The sequence below is a fragment of the Kitasatospora sp. NPDC096140 genome (genome assembly GCF_040303045.1).
Lineage (GTDB): Bacteria > Actinomycetota > Actinomycetes > Streptomycetales > Streptomycetaceae > Kitasatospora.
In genome coordinates this window covers 17938-34874 of record NZ_JBEOUW010000005.1, presented here as the reverse complement: position 1 = coordinate 34874, position 16937 = coordinate 17938, and the positions used below count along the sequence as shown (strand labels likewise).

16 protein-coding genes and 1 pseudogene are annotated in these 16937 nt (G+C 74.6%); 9 read left to right on the top strand and 8 right to left on the bottom strand.

All coding sequences use genetic code 11. The features are described from left to right. Positions 1 to 104 precede the first annotated feature (104 nt). Positions 105 to 1172 carry an ABC transporter permease gene (locus ABT048_RS06325; protein ID WP_350520131.1) on the bottom strand — a complete coding sequence of 356 codons (1068 nt, stop codon included), beginning with the start codon at positions 1170 to 1172 and terminating at the stop codon, positions 105 to 107. Between the two features lie 145 nt (positions 1173 to 1317). Here ABT048_RS06325 and ABT048_RS06320 point away from each other — a divergent pair. Beyond that, a pseudogene (locus tag ABT048_RS06320) lies at positions 1318 to 1551 on the top strand (response regulator transcription factor); the annotation flags it as partial. Positions 1552 to 1600: 49 nt separating this feature from the next. Here ABT048_RS06320 and ABT048_RS06315 read toward each other — a convergent pair. From ABT048_RS06315 to ABT048_RS06300, 4 genes are all read right to left on the bottom strand, one after another. Beyond that, positions 1601 to 2260: an ankyrin repeat domain-containing protein gene (locus ABT048_RS06315; protein ID WP_350520130.1), complete on the bottom strand. Its 660-nt coding sequence runs from the start codon at positions 2258 to 2260 to the stop codon at positions 1601 to 1603. A gap of 225 nt (positions 2261 to 2485) precedes the next feature. Next, positions 2486 to 2977: an HPP family protein gene (locus ABT048_RS06310; RefSeq protein WP_350520129.1), complete on the bottom strand. Its 492-nt coding sequence runs from the start codon at positions 2975 to 2977 to the stop codon at positions 2486 to 2488. Positions 2978 to 3137: 160 nt separating this feature from the next. After that, positions 3138 to 4052 carry an immunity 49 family protein gene (locus ABT048_RS06305; protein WP_350520128.1) on the bottom strand — a complete coding sequence of 305 codons (915 nt, stop codon included), beginning with the start codon at positions 4050 to 4052 and terminating at the stop codon, positions 3138 to 3140. A 323-nt stretch (positions 4053 to 4375) separates the two neighbouring features. Further along, on the bottom strand, positions 4376 to 4675 hold the full coding sequence (locus ABT048_RS06300) for a hypothetical protein (protein ID WP_350520127.1): 300 nt from the start codon (positions 4673 to 4675) through the stop codon (positions 4376 to 4378). Positions 4676 to 4950: 275 nt separating this feature from the next. Between ABT048_RS06300 and ABT048_RS06295 the strand changes: the two genes are divergently transcribed. Continuing rightward, positions 4951 to 6189, top strand: a complete 1239-nt coding sequence (locus tag ABT048_RS06295; RefSeq protein ID WP_350520126.1) for a glycosyltransferase — start codon at positions 4951 to 4953, stop codon at positions 6187 to 6189. Positions 6190 to 6405: 216 nt separating this feature from the next. Continuing rightward, positions 6406 to 7125 (top strand): DUF6461 domain-containing protein, encoded by a 720-nt coding sequence (locus ABT048_RS06290; RefSeq protein ID WP_350520125.1) that lies wholly within the window; start codon positions 6406 to 6408, stop codon positions 7123 to 7125. Between the two features lie 456 nt (positions 7126 to 7581). Here the strand turns inward: ABT048_RS06290 and ABT048_RS06285 are convergent, their stop codons facing one another. Then, positions 7582 to 8049 (bottom strand): MazG-like family protein, encoded by a 468-nt coding sequence (locus ABT048_RS06285; protein WP_350520124.1) that lies wholly within the window; start codon positions 8047 to 8049, stop codon positions 7582 to 7584. A 207-nt stretch (positions 8050 to 8256) separates the two neighbouring features. Between ABT048_RS06285 and ABT048_RS06280 the strand changes: the two genes are divergently transcribed. The 3 genes from ABT048_RS06280 to ftsH all read left to right on the top strand — a co-directional run bounded on the left by ABT048_RS06280 (position 8257) and on the right by ftsH (position 13037). Further along, positions 8257 to 9834 (top strand): alpha/beta hydrolase, encoded by a 1578-nt coding sequence (locus ABT048_RS06280; protein ID WP_350520123.1) that lies wholly within the window; start codon positions 8257 to 8259, stop codon positions 9832 to 9834. 188 nt (positions 9835 to 10022) lie between these two features. Next, complete coding sequence (locus ABT048_RS06275; RefSeq protein WP_350520340.1) at positions 10023 to 10646, top strand: mycothiol-dependent nitroreductase Rv2466c family protein; 624 nt, start codon at positions 10023 to 10025, stop codon at positions 10644 to 10646. 171 nt (positions 10647 to 10817) lie between these two features. Next, entirely contained in the window at positions 10818 to 13037 is a 2220-nt protein-coding gene (gene ftsH, locus ABT048_RS06270) for an ATP-dependent zinc metalloprotease FtsH (RefSeq protein ID WP_350520122.1), read from the top strand. Here ftsH and ABT048_RS06265 read toward each other — a convergent pair. Further along, entirely contained in the window at positions 12983 to 13513 is a 531-nt protein-coding gene (locus tag ABT048_RS06265; RefSeq protein WP_350520121.1) for an Lrp/AsnC family transcriptional regulator, read from the bottom strand. The genes ftsH and ABT048_RS06265 overlap by 55 nt on opposite strands. A 76-nt stretch (positions 13514 to 13589) precedes the next feature. On the opposite strand from ABT048_RS06265, the gene ABT048_RS06260 reads away from it, so the two are divergent. Genes ABT048_RS06260 through ABT048_RS06250 form a run of 3 tightly spaced genes read left to right on the top strand, consistent with a single transcriptional unit; the run spans position 13590 to position 16407 of the window. Next, positions 13590 to 14540 carry an SMP-30/gluconolactonase/LRE family protein gene (locus tag ABT048_RS06260; RefSeq protein ID WP_350520120.1) on the top strand — a complete coding sequence of 317 codons (951 nt, stop codon included), beginning with the start codon at positions 13590 to 13592 and terminating at the stop codon, positions 14538 to 14540. Positions 14541 to 14587: 47 nt separating this feature from the next. Beyond that, positions 14588 to 15427, top strand: coding sequence for an NAD(+) synthase (gene nadE / locus ABT048_RS06255; RefSeq protein ID WP_350520119.1), 840 nt, complete (start codon positions 14588 to 14590; stop codon positions 15425 to 15427). Continuing rightward, complete coding sequence (locus ABT048_RS06250; protein WP_350520118.1) at positions 15424 to 16407, top strand: ADP-ribosylglycohydrolase family protein; 984 nt, start codon at positions 15424 to 15426, stop codon at positions 16405 to 16407. The genes nadE and ABT048_RS06250 overlap by 4 nt, the downstream gene beginning before the upstream one ends. Here the strand turns inward: ABT048_RS06250 and ABT048_RS06245 are convergent, their stop codons facing one another. Further along, on the bottom strand, positions 16408 to 16935 hold the full coding sequence (locus ABT048_RS06245) for an STM3941 family protein (RefSeq protein WP_350520117.1): 528 nt from the start codon (positions 16933 to 16935) through the stop codon (positions 16408 to 16410). Positions 16936 to 16937 lie beyond the last annotated feature (2 nt).

Sequence of the window (16937 nt, the reverse complement as noted above, 5' to 3'; positions counted from 1 at the left end):
CCCGCCGGCCCACTACATCGGCGCCGTCGAGTCCATCCCGTGGATCGTCCCGATCGTCCAGAAGCTGCTGGTCGGGCCCGGGGGCGGGAGTGGCCGTCAGGTGCTCACCCGGGAGCCGGTCCGGCGCAGCGCCAGCCGGGGGCCGGGAGCAGGCCGGCCGCCAGGGCGATGGCCAGGCAGACGCCGACGGTCAGCGCCACGGTGGACCAAGGCAGGTCGAGGGCGACCCGGGTGCCGAGCTGCGCGGCGAGGCCGGAGCGCAGCCCGAGCAGGGTGACCAGCGCGACGGCCAGGCCGAGCGCGGTGCCGATGCCGACCGCCGGGGCCGACTCGGCGGCGACGACCCCGAGGACCTGACGGCGGGTCGCGCCGGACAGCCGGAGGACCGCGAAGTCCGCGGCCCGCTCGGCGGTCGCCATCAGCAGGGTGTTGGCGATGGCGAGGCAGGTGTAGCCCAGCGACATGCCGATCAGGATGACCAGGAAGATCCGGACCAGCGCGTCGTCCGCGGAGTCGGGACGGGCGCCGTACTCGGCGGTGCTCAGTGACTGCGCGCCGAGCGGGGCGAGGACGGCGTCCAGGGCGGGGGACGGGGTGGCGTCGGCGGTGTAGACGACCGAGGTCAGTGCCGAGGGGTCGTGCGCCCGGACGGTGCCGGTGGTCAGCAGGACGCTCGCGATGGTGGAGTCGTCGGTGATCTCGGCGACGACCGTGAGGTCCACGGTCCGCCCGTCCTCGAAGGTGACCGGGGCGCTGCGGCCGGTGGACCAGCCCAGCCAACGCGCGGTGGAGGCCTTGACCACCGCGGTGTTCTCGCCGGTCAGGCCGTCCAGCGCGCCGGCCGTGACGGTCATCCCGGTGCGCGCCCTGCGGAAGGCCGCCTCGCTCATCCCGACCACGCCGACGTGGTCGGTGCCGCCGGTGTAGAGCCGGGTGGGCAGCAGTGAGGCACCGCCCGGCACCGCGGCGACGGCGGCGTCCGAGAGCCCGGGGGCATGGTGCGGGATGACCACCGCGGTGGCCTGTTGACGGACGGTCTCCTCCAACGCGTAGCCGGTGGCCCGCAGCTGGAACAGGCCCGCGATCAGCACCGCGAAGCCGACCGTGACCAGCACCGGCGCGGCGGTCGAGGCGGTGCGCCGGACGGCGGTCAGCGCGCTCTCCCGGGCCACCAGGCGGGTGGCGCCGCGGAGCCCGGACAGCGGTCACCAGACGGCGCGGACGACCGGCGGGACCATCGCGGGCAGGAACAGGGCGAGGCCGACGATCGGCGCCATGGCCGCGTAGAGGGCGTTGTTGATCATGCTGTCGGACGCGCTGTCGGCCGCTCACGACCCGCTGCAGCGGCTGAGCCCCAAGGAGCAGGAGGTGCTCGGGCTGATCGCCGAGGGCCGCTCCAACGCGGCCATCGCCCGGCGCCTGGTGGTCACGGAGGCCACGGTGTCCAAGCGGGTCGCGAGCATCTTCACCAAGTTCGACCTGCCCCAGGCGCCGGACGACCACCGGCGGGTGCTGGCGGTGCTGGCGGTGCTGCGGTACCTGGGGGCCTGAAAGGGCGTCCGGCCTCCCCGCGCGGGGCGTCCGGCCTTCCCGTGCGGGGTCAGCGGCCTTTGCTCGGGCGGGGGTTGCGAGGCTTTCCTTCGGCCTCGGTCTCGGCCTCGCGGAGCGCTGCAGCGATGGCGTGGAAACCGCGGCGCTCGGCGTGGGCGCGGGCGGTGGTGCCGTCGGCGTCGGGAAGGAGGGGGTCGGCGCCGTGGGCGAGGAGGATGCCGACGATCTCGCGGTGGGCGGCACCGCCGTCGCCGAGCAGGACGGCTTCCAGGAGGGCCGTCCAGCCGAGGTCGTTGACGTGGTCGACGTCGATCGCGGTCTCGGTGAGCACCGCGCGGACGTAGGCGACGTGGCCGCGTTCGGCGGCGGGGATGACCGACACCCCGCCGTAGCGGTTGCGGCGGGTGAGGTCGGGCCGACCGGGAAGCAGGGCGCGCATCATCGGGACGCTGCCGGTGATGCCGGTGACCAGCCAGGGGCTGTTCAGCGCGCGGTCCTGCGCGTTGACGTCGGCGCCGGCCCCGACCAGCAGCCGGGCGACGGCGACCCGGTCGGCGAAGACGGCCCGCAGCAGCGCGGTGCGGCCCTCGGCGTCCCGCGCGTCGACGGCCGCGCCCGCGGCCAGCGCCGCGCCGGCGGCGTCGAGGTCGCCGCGTTCGGCGGCCTCCAGCAGCGACCGGTCGGCGGGGGAGAGCGGGCGGTCGGTCATGGCGGGGGTTCCTCCACGGGGTGGGTGGTCGGCGGGTGCTTCCAGCCTGACCTCTGCGGCACGTTCCGGCGTCGGCGGGGCGGTCGGTCGAGTCGGGCGGAACGGAGGACGGCCGGGTCATCCGATCGGATGACCCGGCCGTCGGCGATCACCGCGACAGGGTGAGCGGGTGGTCGTGCAGGTGTGCAGGCGGGTGGTCGTGCGGTTTGCGAGGGCCCGTCGCGGTCACCAGGACAGCGGGTAGCGGACCGGGTGACCGCCGATCCGGCCGGGCAGCAGGCCGATGACGACCAGCAGCCCGGTCGCCAGCGCCAGCAGGGGCAGGAACGGCACGGGATGCGGCGCCTGCAGGACCACGATCACGGCGGTGGCCGCCGCCGGGGAGTGCGAGAGGTGGGTGAGCATCATCGCGCCCAGCGAGAGCCCGGCGGCGATGGCCGCGCCCCAGGCGGTGCTGCCGGTGACGGCGAGGGTGGCGTAGCCGATCAGGGCCGCCATCAGCTGACCGCCGACCAGGTTGCGGGGCTGCGAGATCGGCAGGCCGGGCGCGCCGTGCACCAGTGCCGCGCTGGCCGCCAACGGGGGGATCAGCAGGGGCTGGCGGAGCAGCACACCCACCGCGACGAGCAGGAGCAGGGCGCCGATGGCGAAGACGGTGGCCCGCAGGGCGTGCAGCCGGTGCGGTCCGGGCGTGGCGGCGGGCGAGGGCGTGGGCATGCGTGAGTGCTCCGGATGGGGGATATGGACCCGGAGATGATAAACAGACTGTTGAGGAAAAGGTGGGATGTTTTGCCTGATGGGCAAGATCGCCCCCGAGTCGACCGGGGTTGCCTTGCCCCCACCGGCGGTTCGCGCCGGGCGACCCCGGCGCGCCGGGTCAGCCCGCGCTGATCAGCGTCGTCGGGAGGTAGCCGGAGGTTATGCCCAGCTCCCACCCGTGGGCCTGGACGGCGAGCGCGGCGAGGGCGATCGGGACGACCGGGAGCAGTGTCCGGGGCCAGGCCGTCGAGGGCGTGCTGTTGCGGTGTCGGGCCAGACGGGCGGTGAGCGCCTCCTCGAAGGCCGCCCGGTCGTCGTCCAGCAGGACCCGCAGCAACTGCTGGTCCTGGCTCAACCCCTCCGGCGCCGCCTCGCCGGCGGCGTCCAGGGCCCGGGCGGCGGCCGCGCGCCCGTCGGCGTCCGGCTTGCGCAGCGGTACGGGCCCGGGGGCGATCCACGGCGACCGCTCCGTCGGGACGACGAAGAGGTACGAGCGGAGCGCCTCCATCTCGGCGAGGGCGGCGGGGTCGGAGACCGAGGTGAGGTCCGAGTGCGGCAGGCCGTCACGGACCGCGGGCGCGTAGTCGTCGGTGAGCAGCGGGCCGAGCATCCGCTCCCGGTTCCGGATCAGTCCGCTGATCACGCACATCGCGAAGGCCTCCACCCACGTCGCGGCGGTGGGCGCGAAGTCGACGGTGGCGCCGAAGCGGATGTCCTCGCTGTCCAGCGTCGTGCCGATGTACGGGAAGGGGACGTCGAAGTCGCCCCGGGGGAAGCAGCCGAGCTGAAGCACCCCGAGGGCGCACTCCGCCGCCGTCCGCAGGGCCGCGCGGGCGTCGGCGCCGGCGAGCGTCGGGTCCTCCAGGGTGAGGGCGCCGAGGTGGTCGAGCAGCTCCTCGCCCATCGAGCGGACGGACCCGATGGTCAACTCGTCCTCGATGTCGTACCAGTGGCCGAGGACCCGTCCTCGGATGTCCCCCAACGCGTCGCGGATCCGCTGGTGGACCACCGTGTGGCACGTCACTTCCACCACTTGCTGCTACCTCCCCGTCGGCGGCGCGGCACTCGTTCCGCGACCCGTAGCTGATGGAGAGGGACGCTAACAGCGACCACTGACAAGGCCCGGAGTGCGGAGGAGGCGGGTCGCACGGGCCAGGTGCGGGAGGAGGTGGAGGTGGAGGTGGAGGCGCACGGGTGGTCGGCGGCCAGGGCCGGGCTGCCGGGGTCCGTGGCCGCCGTGCGGTTGTCGGATGATCGGATAGGGATGTGACGCAACGTCAGGCGTCAGGTGTCAGGCGTCAAGCGGCCGGAATCGAGGCCTCGGGCGCCGGACGCCTGACGCCGGTCGTCGGCGTTTCAGGTGGAGTGGACGAACTGCTGGTAGCAGGCGACGTCGTACTGGGAGGGCGCGCCCGCATTGCTGTAGGCCTGTCCACCCTTGCCACCGTTCGGTTGGCTGCCGAAGCCCGGCTCGTCGAAGGGGGAGCCGGGGGAGGAACTGGTGTGTCCCGGAGTGTGTCCGCCGGCCGCCAGGAAGTCCTGGCAGGTCTGGTTCGGCGGCCCCGGCTGGTTCGGGGTCGGGTTCGCGAACGCGACGGACGCGCCACCCAGGCAGAGGAGTCCGGCGAGCAGCCCGGTGGCCGCGGTACGGAGCATCGTGCCTCCTCGGTCGGGCACGTACGCGGGACCGGGCGGCCCCGCGCCCCCGTTCAGGGGTACGGAGCGGGATTGCCCGGTGTTCAGAGCCGCGGTGGCCGGTCGGCCGATGCGCCGCCGGGTGTGACGAGGCGGCTGCCGAAGTCGTGGTGCTCGCCGTGGAACCCCCCTGCCACTACCAGATTATCGCCCCCCAGGGGGCTTGCGGCAAGGCCCCGGTCGTCCCTCAGAATCGACGGCTGTAAGGCCATGACCTGCGGAAACGGAGTCGTGAGATGCGTGTGTTGTTGACGACGTGGGGCTCGCGCGGAGATGTCGAACCGCTGGCGGGGCTGGCGGCGGCGTTGCTGGGGCTTGGGGCGGACGTGCGGGTGTGCGCGCCGCCGGACGAGGAGTTCGTGGACCTGCTGGCCCGGATCGGGGTGCCGCTGGTGCCGCTCGGTCCGACGGTGCGCTCGGTGGTCGCCGGCCCGAAGCCGCCGACCATGCAGGACGCGTTCCGGCTCGCCCCCGAGCTGGTCGCCGCGCGGTTCGAGGTGCTCACCGCCGCGGCCGAGGGCTGCGACGTCATCCTGGCCACCGGTCTGATGCCGGCCGGCGCCCGGGACGTGGCCGAGCACCTCGGCATCCGCTACGTGCTCGCCTGCTTCCACACCCTGGGACTGCCCTCGCGGCACTTCCGGCCCGGAGCCCGGCCCGGCACGCCGTCCCCCGAGGGCGAGACCGACCACCGGGTGCTGTGGGAGCAGGACGCCCAGCGGGTGAACGGGCTGTACGGTGAGGCGCTCAACCGACACCGGGCGGCGCTCGGCCTGCCGCCGGTCGACAACGTCCGCGACCACGTCCTCACCGACCGGCCGTGGCTGGCGGCGGACCCGGTGCTCTGCCCGTCGCAGGGCATGACGGAGCTCGACCCGGTGCAGACCGGGGCGTGGATCCTGCCCGACGACCGTCCGCTGCCGGCCGACGTGGAGGCGTTCCTGGAGGCCGGCGAACCGCCCGTGTACGTGGGCTTCGGCAGCATGGCCGCCCACGCCCCGGACGGCATCGCCCGGATCGCGATCGACGTGGCCCGCGCCCACGGCCGCCGGGTGATCCTGGCCCGGGGCTGGGCCGGCCTGGCCCCGGTCGATGACGGGGACGACTGCTTCGCCGTCGGCGAGGTCAACCAGCAGGCGCTGTTCCGCCGGGTCGCCGCCGTCGTCCACCACGGCGGCGCGGGCACCACCACCACGGCCGCCCGGGCGGGCGCGCCCCAGCTGGTCGTGCCCCGGATCGCCGACCAGCCATACTGGGCCGCCCGCGTGGCCGAGCTGGGCATCGGCGCGGCCCACCTCGACCCCGCGCCCACCGTCGATTCGCTGTCCGCCGCGCTGGCCACGGCCCTGGCCCCCGAGACCCGTACCCGCGCGCTGGCCGTGGCCGGGACCATCCGCGCCGACGGGGCGACGGTGGCCGCGAAGCTGCTGTTCGAGGCCGCGGCCGCCCAGGAGGAGCCGTACGGCGCCGGGTGAACCGGACGGCGCCCGCGTCGGGGCGAACGGGCTTGTCGGACCGGTGAGTTCCGCGATCGGACCACCGCCCCGACGCCCGGTCGGCGTCGGGTGTCGGCTCACGCCGGGCCCTGATCCGGCACCGTTCCGGCGACCGGGCTCCGGCCGTCGGCGGTGTCGGTTAGGGTGCCCACCGGCGCGCCCGGCCACCGCAGGCCGGCGCGAGGGGAGGGCGGCATGACCGACGGAACGCGCGAGGGAGCCGGGAGGGACGGCGACGGCATCCAGTGGCTCGCGGACGTCGGTCGGCCGGACGCCGGTCGGCCGGGCACCGGACTGCCGGGAACGGGCGGGCCCGACGCGGACGGCGAGGTCGGCGGTGTGGTGTTCGCCCGCGGGATCCCGCCGGAGGAACTCGCCCGCCGGATGGGCGCCGACCCGACCGCCGGGACCGTGCCGATCAGCGGCGCCGAGATCCGGGCCCTGGACATCGACGTCTACCGCCCGGGCGACGACGGCGACGGCGTGGTCCGCGTCGGCGAGTGCGGCGGCTGGTCGTTCGCGATCGAGTACGGCGACTCCACCGGCGGCGAGCTGCTCACCGAGATAGCGCGCGACGGCGTCGAGGTCGTCCACTTCCGCCCGATGCCGGAACAGCCGCCGGCGCTGCTCGACTACGCCCGGGACGGCGCCGTGCTGTGCGGCTTCGGCCTCGGCGAGGAGCGCTGGCGCTGGGGCCAGGAGCCCGACCTGCTGGTGCCGGACCTGGTCGCCGCGTGCGTCCTGGAGGCGGACGGCGTCACCCCCTGCGGCCCCGAGGGCGAAGGCCCGGCCGCCCGCCGCACCCTCGCCGCCGTCGAGCGGCGCTTCGGTCTGAGCCTGCCCCGGACCGCCTTCGACGGGCTGCGCCTGCGTGCGTACGCCGTCCGCGGCACGCCGGGGATGGAACCGGGGTGAGCCGCGGGTGCGAGCCGTGCGGGCCCCGGTGGTGACGGCCGTGACCGGGGCCGCGGCGAACGCGACGCAGACAGCGCTGAGCGCGGCGATCGCGAACACCGGGAACAGGATGGACATCGCGGTCATGGCTGCCTCCTCTCCGGGCCCCGACGGCGGGCCCCGACGACCGTCATCGTTGCGCGCTTCCGGCCCTCCGCACATGTGCCGATCGGGAGGTTCCTGGGCCGGGATTCCCGGTGTGCCCCTGCCGATCGGCAGGGGCAGTAGGGCTGGGAAAGACGGGGTGAGCCGGTGGGGCCAGGAGGCCGGTCGGAGGGGCCGGGCCGCCTGAGACCCCGGGACAGGGCGTGAGCCGGGGCTGACGCCGAGGCCGGCGACCCTCGCCGGGATCCGCACCGCACGGCCGGGAACACCTCGGCCGCACCGGCCAGTTGGCACCCGCCCCGGCTGCCCCCGTTACCCCACCGGCGGCTCGCCCGGCTGCCGCGGGCGCCAGGCGGCGAGGTGGGCGGTGAGGACGGCGGCCGGGTCGGGGGTGGTGTCGCGGAGGGCGACCATCGCCGCAGTGATCACGTCGCAGAGCTCGCCCTGCAGGTCGGCCAGGGTGTGGCTGACGCCCTTGCGGGGATTGGCGCCGAGGACGCCGAGCAGGGCCTCGGCGACCTCCCCGGCCTCCTCCTGGACCTTGACCACCTGGAGCGTCAGCAGCGGCTGACCGATGCCCGCCCGGTGTTCGGAGAGGTGGCGGTGGACGGCGTCGATCACGGCCCAGTCCCCGGCGCGGGAGGCGGGCCGGGGGCCGGTGTCCCGCTCGTCGTCTCGCAGGCGGGGCGGGACCTCCCGGCGGGCGTCGGTGACGAAGACGTCCACGCCGTCGGAGTCGGTGCGGCCGTCCTCGTCCGGTGCGGTGGTGTCGCTGCTCAACTCGCCCTCCGTGGCACGGTTCCGGCGCCCGGTGCGGCCGGACGGCGGTAAGCGTGCCACCGGGTGGGGCGGTTGAACCCTCACCCGGGCGGCCGGTGGCAGGACGGGCGGCGCGCGCCCCCCGTCCGGAGGCTTCGGGCGGGTTGTGCCGGGTCGCGGCGCCTAGGGTCCATGGTGACCGGCCGACCCGAGAGGTGGACCCACCCCATGCACACCGCCGTCCGCGGCGCCGGAGCGCTCGGCCTGACCGCGCTGCTGCTCGCCGCCGCCACCGGATGCCAGGGTGAGGGGTCGTCCGCCGCCGAGCCCGCGCCCACCTCCCCGGCCATCGGCGCCTCGGCGACCGCCACCGGGCTCGCCGCCCAGCGACTGGACTGGCACGCCTGCGCCGCCCCGAGCGCCGCCCAGGGCGGCGGCACCGCACCCGCCGCGGACTGGCAGTGCGCCACCCTCAAGGCCCCGCTCGACCACAGCCGGCCGGACGGACCGACGATCGACCTCGCGCTGATCCGCAGCAAGGCCAAGGACGGGCAGCACCGGATCGGCTCGCTGCTCTTCAACTTCGGCGGCCCCGGCGCCTCCGGCGTGGCGACCCTGCCCGCCCTCGCCCCGAGCTACGCCTCCCTCAACAGCCGCTACGACCTGGTGAGTTTCGACCCGCGCGGGGTGGGCGCCAGCGCCGGGGTGACCTGCCTGGACGACCGGGCGCTGGACGCCTCCGCGACCGTCGACAGCACCCCCGGCGACCCGGCCGCCGTGAAGGCCCTCGACGACAGCAACGCCCGGTTCGTCGCCGCCTGCGAGCACAACTCGGGCGCGGTGCTGCCGTACGTGGACACCGAGAGCGCCGCCCGGGACATGGACCTGATGCGGCAGGTGCTGGGCGACCGGCAGCTCTCCTACTTCGGCATCAGCTACGGCACCCAGCTCGGCGGCGTGTACGCGCACCTGTTCCCGCAGCAGGTCGGTCGGATGGTGCTGGACTCCGTGGTCGACCCGACCAAGGACCCGCAGCAGTCCGCGCTCGGCCAGGCCCAGGGCTTCCAACTAGCCCTCGACGACTTCATGAAGGCCTGCGCGGCCCGGGTCGGCGCCTCCTGCCCGACCGGCGCGGGCGGTGCCGAGGGGACGGCGAAGGTCACCGCGCTGGTGCAGCAGTTGGAGCGGTCGCCGCTCCCCACCGCGGACGGGCGGCAGCTGACCGAGACCCTGGGCGTCACCGGCATCGCCGGCGCCCTGTACAGCCAGGAGACCTGGCCGGTGCTGGCGGCCGGGCTCACCGAGGCGATGGAGCAGGGCACCGGCACCACGCTGCTCCAGCTCGCCGACGGCCTGAACGGGCGTGACGCGCAGGGGCACTACAGCAACCTGAACGCCGCGAACCGGGCGGTCGGCTGCGTGGACTCGCGGCAGCGCTACTCCGACCAGGACGTCCAGCAGCAGCTGCCGCAGTTCCAGGCCGCGTCCCCGGTGTTCGGCGCGTTCACCGCCTGGGGCCTGACCGGCTGCACCGGTTGGCCGGTGCCGGGCAAGGGCGACCACCCGGAGGTCGCCGCCGCGGGCGCGGCCCCGATCCTGGTGGTCGGCACCACCGGCGACCCGGCCACCCCGGTCGAGGGCGCCCACGCGATGGCGCAGCAGCTCGGCCCGGGCGTCGGCGTCACCGTCACCCTGCACGGCGAGGGCCACGGCGGCTACAACACCGGCAACCCCTGCCTGAAGCAGACCGTGGACGCCTACCTGCTGGACGGTACGGTGCCGGCGGACGGGACGACCTGCAGCTGAGGAGGGGTCGTCGGGAGAAGTGGCCCAATGGAATCGGTGATGATTGGCTCTGTTGAGTGGTCCACTTCGCCGTTAGGCTCATCGACGTGACGAACAACGCGACCCACGTGACCGACGCTTCCAACGCTTCCGATGTTTCCGACGTTTCCCTTGCTTCCGGTGTTTCCGAGGTTTCCGGAGTTTCCGAACTGACCGACGGCCGACCGGGGACCACCAAGGTCGACTTCTACTTCGACCCCGTCTGCCCGTTCGCCTGGATCACCTCCCGGTGGATCCTGGAGGTCGACCGCCACCGCGAGCTCGACCTCACCTTCCGGGTGATGAGCCTGTCCGTCCTCAACGAGGGCCGCACCGACCTTCCCGAGCGCTACCAGCGGCTGATGACCACCGGCTGGGGCCCCGTGCGGGTCTGCATCGCGGCCGCCGAGAAGCACGGCCAGCACGTGCTGCGCGACCTCTACACCGAGCTCGGCACCCGCCTGCACGACCAGGACCGGCCCGCCGACGACGCCGTCATCCGGGAGGCCCTGGTCGCGGCCGGGCTGCCCGAGGAGCTGGCCGACGCGGCGAACAGCACCCAGTACGACATCGCCCTGCGCAAGAGCCACCACGAGGGCATGGACCCGGTCGGCGAGGAGGTCGGCACGCCGACCATCCACGTGGACGGCGTCGCCTTCTTCGGGCCGGTGCTGACCGCGATACCCCGCGGGGAGGACGCCGTGCGGGTCTTCGAGGGCGTCCGGCTGCTGTCCGGCTACCCGAAGTTCTTCGAGCTCAAGCGGACCCGGACGGGCTCGCTCGACTTCTCCTGACCCCGCCGGGGGCCGCGGCCGGCTCGGCCGGGGACCGCGGACCCGGTGCCCGACGGGGGTGGGCGCCGAGTCCGGGGTTTCGGGACAGCCCCTCTTCGGGCTCCCGTCCTGGCGCGGAGCGTCCGACCATGGAGACGGAGGCTCCGTGGCCCCGAGAGGCGGTGAGCGTGGATGATCGCACGAATCCGGCTGCGCGCCGGCCGGAACCCCGCGACACCGCCGGACTCCGATCCCCGACCCGAACCGGGACCCGGACCGGCGCCCGGAGTCGAACCGGGACCCGGACCCGGACCGGCGCCCGGAGCCGAACCGGGACCCGGTCCGACGGGCGAGCGCGGCCCCGGGCCCGGTCCGACGGGCAAGCGAGGCCCCGGCCAGGGCCCCGGCTGGAATCCCGGCCCGGGGCGGAACCCAGGCCCGGGGCGGCCCGGCCAGGGCCCCGGGGGCGGCCCGCCCAAGCCGCCGCCGCCCTCGTGGCGCCGCTGGCTGCTGCCGGTCGCCGTCCTGGTGACGCTGCTCCTCCTGGTGCTGTTCTCCAAGCCCGGCACGCCCGGCAACCGCTACGCCTACACCGACTTCGTCAACCGCGTCGACACCGGACAGGTGCAGACGGTGAACGTCAGCGACACCGGAGCGGTGAGCGGCACGCTCAAGGACGGCACCCGCTTCACCAGCCAGATCCCGACCGCCCTGGACACCTCCCACCTCAGCCAGGCGCTCGGTGACCAGCACGTCACCGTCACCGGCACCCGTTCCGGCGGCAGCTCGATCTGGTCCACGCTGTTGCTGTTCCTGCCGCTGCTGCTCTTCGGCGGCCTCTTCCTCTGGTCGGGCCGGATGGCCGCCCGGTCGCTGGGCGGCGGGCTGAGCGCCATCGGCCGCTCCCGGGCGAAGATCATCGAGGCCGAGCGGCCGGCCACCGGGTTCGCCGACGTCGCCGGGTACGAGGGGGTGAAGCAGGAGGTCAGCGAGGTGGTCGACTTCCTGCGCAGCCCGGAGCGGTACGCCGCCGCCGGGGCCAAGGGGCCGCGCGGGGTGATCATGGTGGGGCCGCCGGGTACCGGCAAGACCCTCCTGGCCCGGGCCGTCGCGGGGGAGGCCGAGGTGCCGTTCCTGTCCGTGACCGGCTCCGGGTTCGTCGAGATGTTCGTCGGCGTCGGCGCCTCCCGGGTCCGCGACCTCTTCGAGGAGGCCCGCAAGCGCGCGCCGTCGATCGTCTTCATCGACGAGATCGACGCCGTCGGCGCCCGCCGGGCGGGCGGCACCCGGATCGGCGGCAACGACGAGCGGGAGCAGACCCTGAACCAGCTGCTCGCCGAGATGGACGGCTTCGACCAGAGCACCGGCATCGTCGTCATCGCCGCCACCAACCGGCCCGACGCCCTCGACCCGGCGCTGCTGCGCCCCGGCCGCTTCGACCGGCAGGTCACCGTGCCGCTGCCCAACCAGGCCGAGCGGGCGGCCATCCTCACCGTGCACACCCGGGGCAAGACCCTCGCCCCGGACGCCGACCTGGACCGGATCGCCCGCGGCACCCCCGGTTTCTCCGGCGCCGACCTCGCCAACCTGGTCAACGAGGCCGCCATCAACGCCGTCCGCGCCGACCGCGCCACCCTCACCGCCGACGACCTCGACGCCGCCCGCGACCGGGTGCTGCTCGGCCGCCGGGAGTCCTCCAACGCGCTGCTGCCCGAGGAGCGGCACGCCGTCGCCGTGCACGAGTCCGGGCACGCCCTGATGGCCGCGCTGTGCGAGCACGCCGATCCGGTCGCCAAGGTGACCATCCTCCCGGCCGGGGTCGCCCTCGGTGCCACCGAGCAGCTGCCGGAGGCGGAGCGGCACCTCTACAGCGAGGGCTACCTCACCGACCTGCTCACCGTCCAACTCGGTGGCAGGGCAGCCGAGTTGGTGGTGTTCGGCGAGGGCTCCACGGGCGCCGCCAACGACCTCGCGAACGCCACCACGGTGGCCACCCGGATGGTCCGCGAGTTCGGCCTCTCCCCGGAGCTCGGCCCGGTCGGCTATTCCAGCGGCAGTCCGCACTACCTCGGTGACAGCCCCGAGGACCTGCTGCGCCGCCCGTACTCCGAGCAGACCCAGCGCGCCGTGGACGAGGCGGTCGCGGGCCTGCTGCGGCAGGCCGAGCGTCGGGCCGTCGGCCTGCTGACCGAACACCGGCACCACCTGGACGAGCTGGCGAGCCTGCTGGTCGCCCGGGAGACCGTGGACGGCCGCCTGGTCCTGGAGATCCTGAAGCACCCGGGGAAGCGCCCGGCGGAGCCGGCGCGCCCGGCCGGGCCGACGCGCCCGGTGTCACTGACCAAGGCGGAGGATCCTCAGGCGGACGGGGACCGGGGCGCGGACGGGGTCCGGGGCGTGGACGGGGACTGAGACAGGGACCGGGTCGCGGACGGGGACCGGGTCGCGGGCGGTCGCTCGAAGAAGGTCTCCAGCACGACGGTCGCCTGCGTCCCGCTCACGCCCTCGATCGCGTAGAGCCTGCGCAGCACGTCCTGGAGCTGCTCGGTGGTCGCCGTCCGCACCTTGACCAGCACCGAGGCGCTGCCCGCGATGACGTGCGCCTCCACGATCTCGGGGATCGCGGCGAAGGCCTGCGCGGAGTCCCCCATCCAGGCCGAGGAGTCCACCATCACGAAGGAGAGCACCCCCAGCCCGAGGCCCTTCGGGTCCACCTCCACCGTGGTGCGGCGGACCACGCCGCGCTCGCGCAGCTTGCGCACCCGCTCGTGCGCTGCCGCCGCGGAGAGCCCCACGGCCCGGCCCAGGGCCGCGTAGGCCTGCCCGGCGTCCTGCTGCAACAGGGTGAGCAACGCGCGGTCGGTGTCGTCGAGATGATCGGTGGTCATGGTGGGACCATACCCTGTTCTGGCATACTCCGGATCACCGGAACGACATTCGGCGAATCACGACATGAGGTGAACGATGTCTGGCTCCATCGAGTTCGGGCTGTACGAGGTACTGGACGAGAGGTTCCGTCGCTGCGCCAACGGTGACGTCCGACTGGAGAAGCTGTACGGCGACTGCCGCTGGGCCGAGGGCCCGGTCTACCTGCCCGCCTGGCGCCAGGTCGTCTGGAGCGACATCCCCAACGACCGCCTGCTGCGCTGGGACGAGGCCTCCGGAACGGTCGGCGTCTTCCGCTCCCCGGCCGGCCACCCCAACGGCAACACCCTCGACCGCGAGGGCCGGCTGATCAGCTGCGAGCAGGGCAACCGCCGGGTCACCCGCACCGAGCACGACGGCCGGATCACCGTCCTCGCCGACCGCTACCAGGGCAAGCGGCTCAACTCGCCCAACGACGCGGTGGTCCGCTCGGACGGCGCGATCTGGTTCTCCGACCCGGACTTCGGCATCACCAGCGACTACGAGGGCCACCGCGCCGAATCCGAGATCGGTGCCCGCAACGTCTACCGGATCGACCCGCACAGCGGTGAGGTCCGGCTCGCCGCCGAAGGCTTCGACGGGCCCAACGGGCTGGTCCTCTCGCTCGACGAGCGGCAGCTCTACGTCAACGACAGTCGGGCCGGGCACATCAGGGTCTTCGACATCGGTGAGGACGGCGACCTCAGCGGCGACCGGATCTTCGTCAAGGGCGAGGGCCGCCGGTTCGACAACATCCGCTTCGACCTCGACGGGCGGCTCTGGGCGGCCGCCTTCGGCGACGGCGTCCACTGCTACGCCCCCGACGCCACCCTCATCGGCCGTATCCTCGTCCCCGAACCCGTCTCGAACATCACCTTCGGCGGCCCGAAGAACAACCGCCTGTTCATCACCGCCACCACCTCGCTGTACTCGCTGGTGACGTCGATGACGGGCACCCACCGCGTCGCCTTCCGCGCGGGGCGCGCCGCCCGGCCCGAGGAGGCGCAATGAGCGAGGAATCGCCGTGACCGAGGAATCGCCGTAACCGAGGAGTCGCCATGACCGAGCCCCTGACCGCCGACCTCCAGCGGGAGATCGCCCGCGCGCTCGGGGTCGCGCCCGTCCCCGACCCGCTGCGGGAGGCCGAGCGCCGGGCGGCGTTCCTCGCCCAGCAGCTCCGGGCCGCGGGCGCCCGCACCCTGGTGCTGGGGATCAGCGGCGGGGTGGACTCCACCACCGCCGGCCGGCTTTGCCGGCTCGCCGTGGACCGGCTGCGCGCCGACGGGTACGCGGCGGCCTTCTGCGCGATGCGGCTGCCGTACGGGGTGCAGGCGGACGAGGAGGACGCCCGGCGGGCGGTCGCCTTCATCGAGCCGGACGAGCTGCTGACCGTCGACGTCAAGCCCGCGACCGACGCCGCCCTGGAGGCCCTGCTCGCCGCCGGGCTGACCTTCACCGACCACGCCCACGAGGACTTCGTCCGAGGCAACGTCAAGGCTCGCCAGCGGATGGTGGTCCAGTACGCGGCGGCGGGTGCCAACGGCGGACTGGTCGTCGGCACCGACCACGCGGCCGAGGCCGCCGTCGGCTTCTTCACCAAGTACGGTGACGGCGCGGCCGACGTGATGCCGCTGTCCGGCCTGACGAAGCGGCAGGTGCGGTCGATGGCGGAGGCGCTGGGGGCGCCGGCCGAGCTGGTCAAGAAGACCCCGACCGCCGATCTGGAGAACCTGGCCCCCGGCCGCCCCGACGAGGAGGCCCTCGGCGTCACCTACGACGCCCTGGACGACTTCCTGGAGGGCCGCCCGGTCGACGAGGAGGCCGCTGCCACCGTCCTCGGCCACTACCGCCGCACCGCGCACAAGCGCGCCCTGCCGACCGTCCCGGACCCGGCGTGACGTCGGAGCACCGCGGGCCGTCGGCCCGGACCGACCGCGCGGCGCAGGCCCGGACCGACCGCGCGGCCGGAGCCGTCCTCGGCGCGGCCGTCGGCGACGCCCTCGGCGCCCCGTACGAGTTCGGCCCGGCCGGCGCCTTCTCCGCCCGCTTCCCGGACACCCCCGGCGAGCTGGTCGCGGGCGGCGGCTGGGAGCGCGGCGAGGCCACCGACGACACCCAGATGGCCGTCCTGGTCGCCGAATCCCTGCTGGAGCGCGGCGAGTTGGACCTCCCGGACGTCTTCGACCGGTTCCGCCGCTGGGCCGCCGCCGACCCCAAGGACATCGGCATCCAGACCGAGACCGTCCTCACCAGCGGGCTGCCATGGGACCTCGCGGCCGCCGTCCACTTCAACACCACCATGCGGGCCGCCGGCAACGGCGCCCTGATGCGCGCCTCGACGTCCGCCGTCGCCTTCGCCCCGGCCGGGCGACGGGCCACCATGGACGCCGGCCGCCGCATCGCCGCCCTCACCCACGGCGACCGGGCGGCCTGGGAGGGCACGGCGATCTTCCACGAGCTGGTCCGCCTCGCGCTCACCGGTGCCGACCCGCTCGACGCGATCCCCGACGTCCTGGCCCACGTCGACCCCGACAGCCGTGAGCGCTACGCCGCCGTCCTCGCACCCGACTGGCACCCCGACCGCGCCACCGAGCCCAACGGCGCCGTCTGGCCCTGCCTGGGCTCCGCGGTCTGGGCGCTGCGCACCACCGACGGGTTCGAACCCGCCCTCCGGGCCGCGATCGACCTCGGCGGCGACACCGACACCGTCGCCGCCGTCACGGGCGGCTTGGCCGGGGCGCGTTACGGCCTGGCAGCCGTCCCGGAGCGCTGGACCGAACCGCTGCACCTGACCCTGCCCGGGTTCGGCGGCCCGGTCTGGCGGGCGGCGGAACTCCTGGACCTGGCCGCCCGGTTGGCGGCCTGGCGGGCTCCGTAGTCAGCCCGTGACGACCAGCGCCGGGTGGTGTCGCAGCATGGCGGTGACGACCGCTTCGGGGCCGACGGGGAGGGTGGTCGTGGAGATGTTCGCCGGGCCGAAGCCCATCCGGCGGTTGGCCGCGGCGGTCGTCCGGACGGTTCGCGGGGCCCGGGCCAGGTAGCGGGCGGGGTCGGTCAGGACCAGCTCGACCATGCGCTGGGTGGCGCCCCTGACGGTGATCACCCGGATGCCGACCGCGGCGATCTCGTGCCAGGCGATCCGCCCGAGCTGCACGTGGTCCAGCCCGGCGGCGTCCAGCACCAGCTCGGGCCGGCCCCGGACGAGCCGGTTGGCGCACATCAGGGCGCACAGGCCGAAGAACAGCACGCCGGCCCCGCCGACGAGCCGGTTCTTCAGCGACCCGTCCCCCGTCGCGAGGTCCGCGCCGAGCGCCACGAAGGCCACCGCGCCGATCAGGACGAGGACCATCCGGAGCGGGGAGGAGCGGTACACGGTCGGCGGCACGGCCGCGGTCTGATCGGTCACGC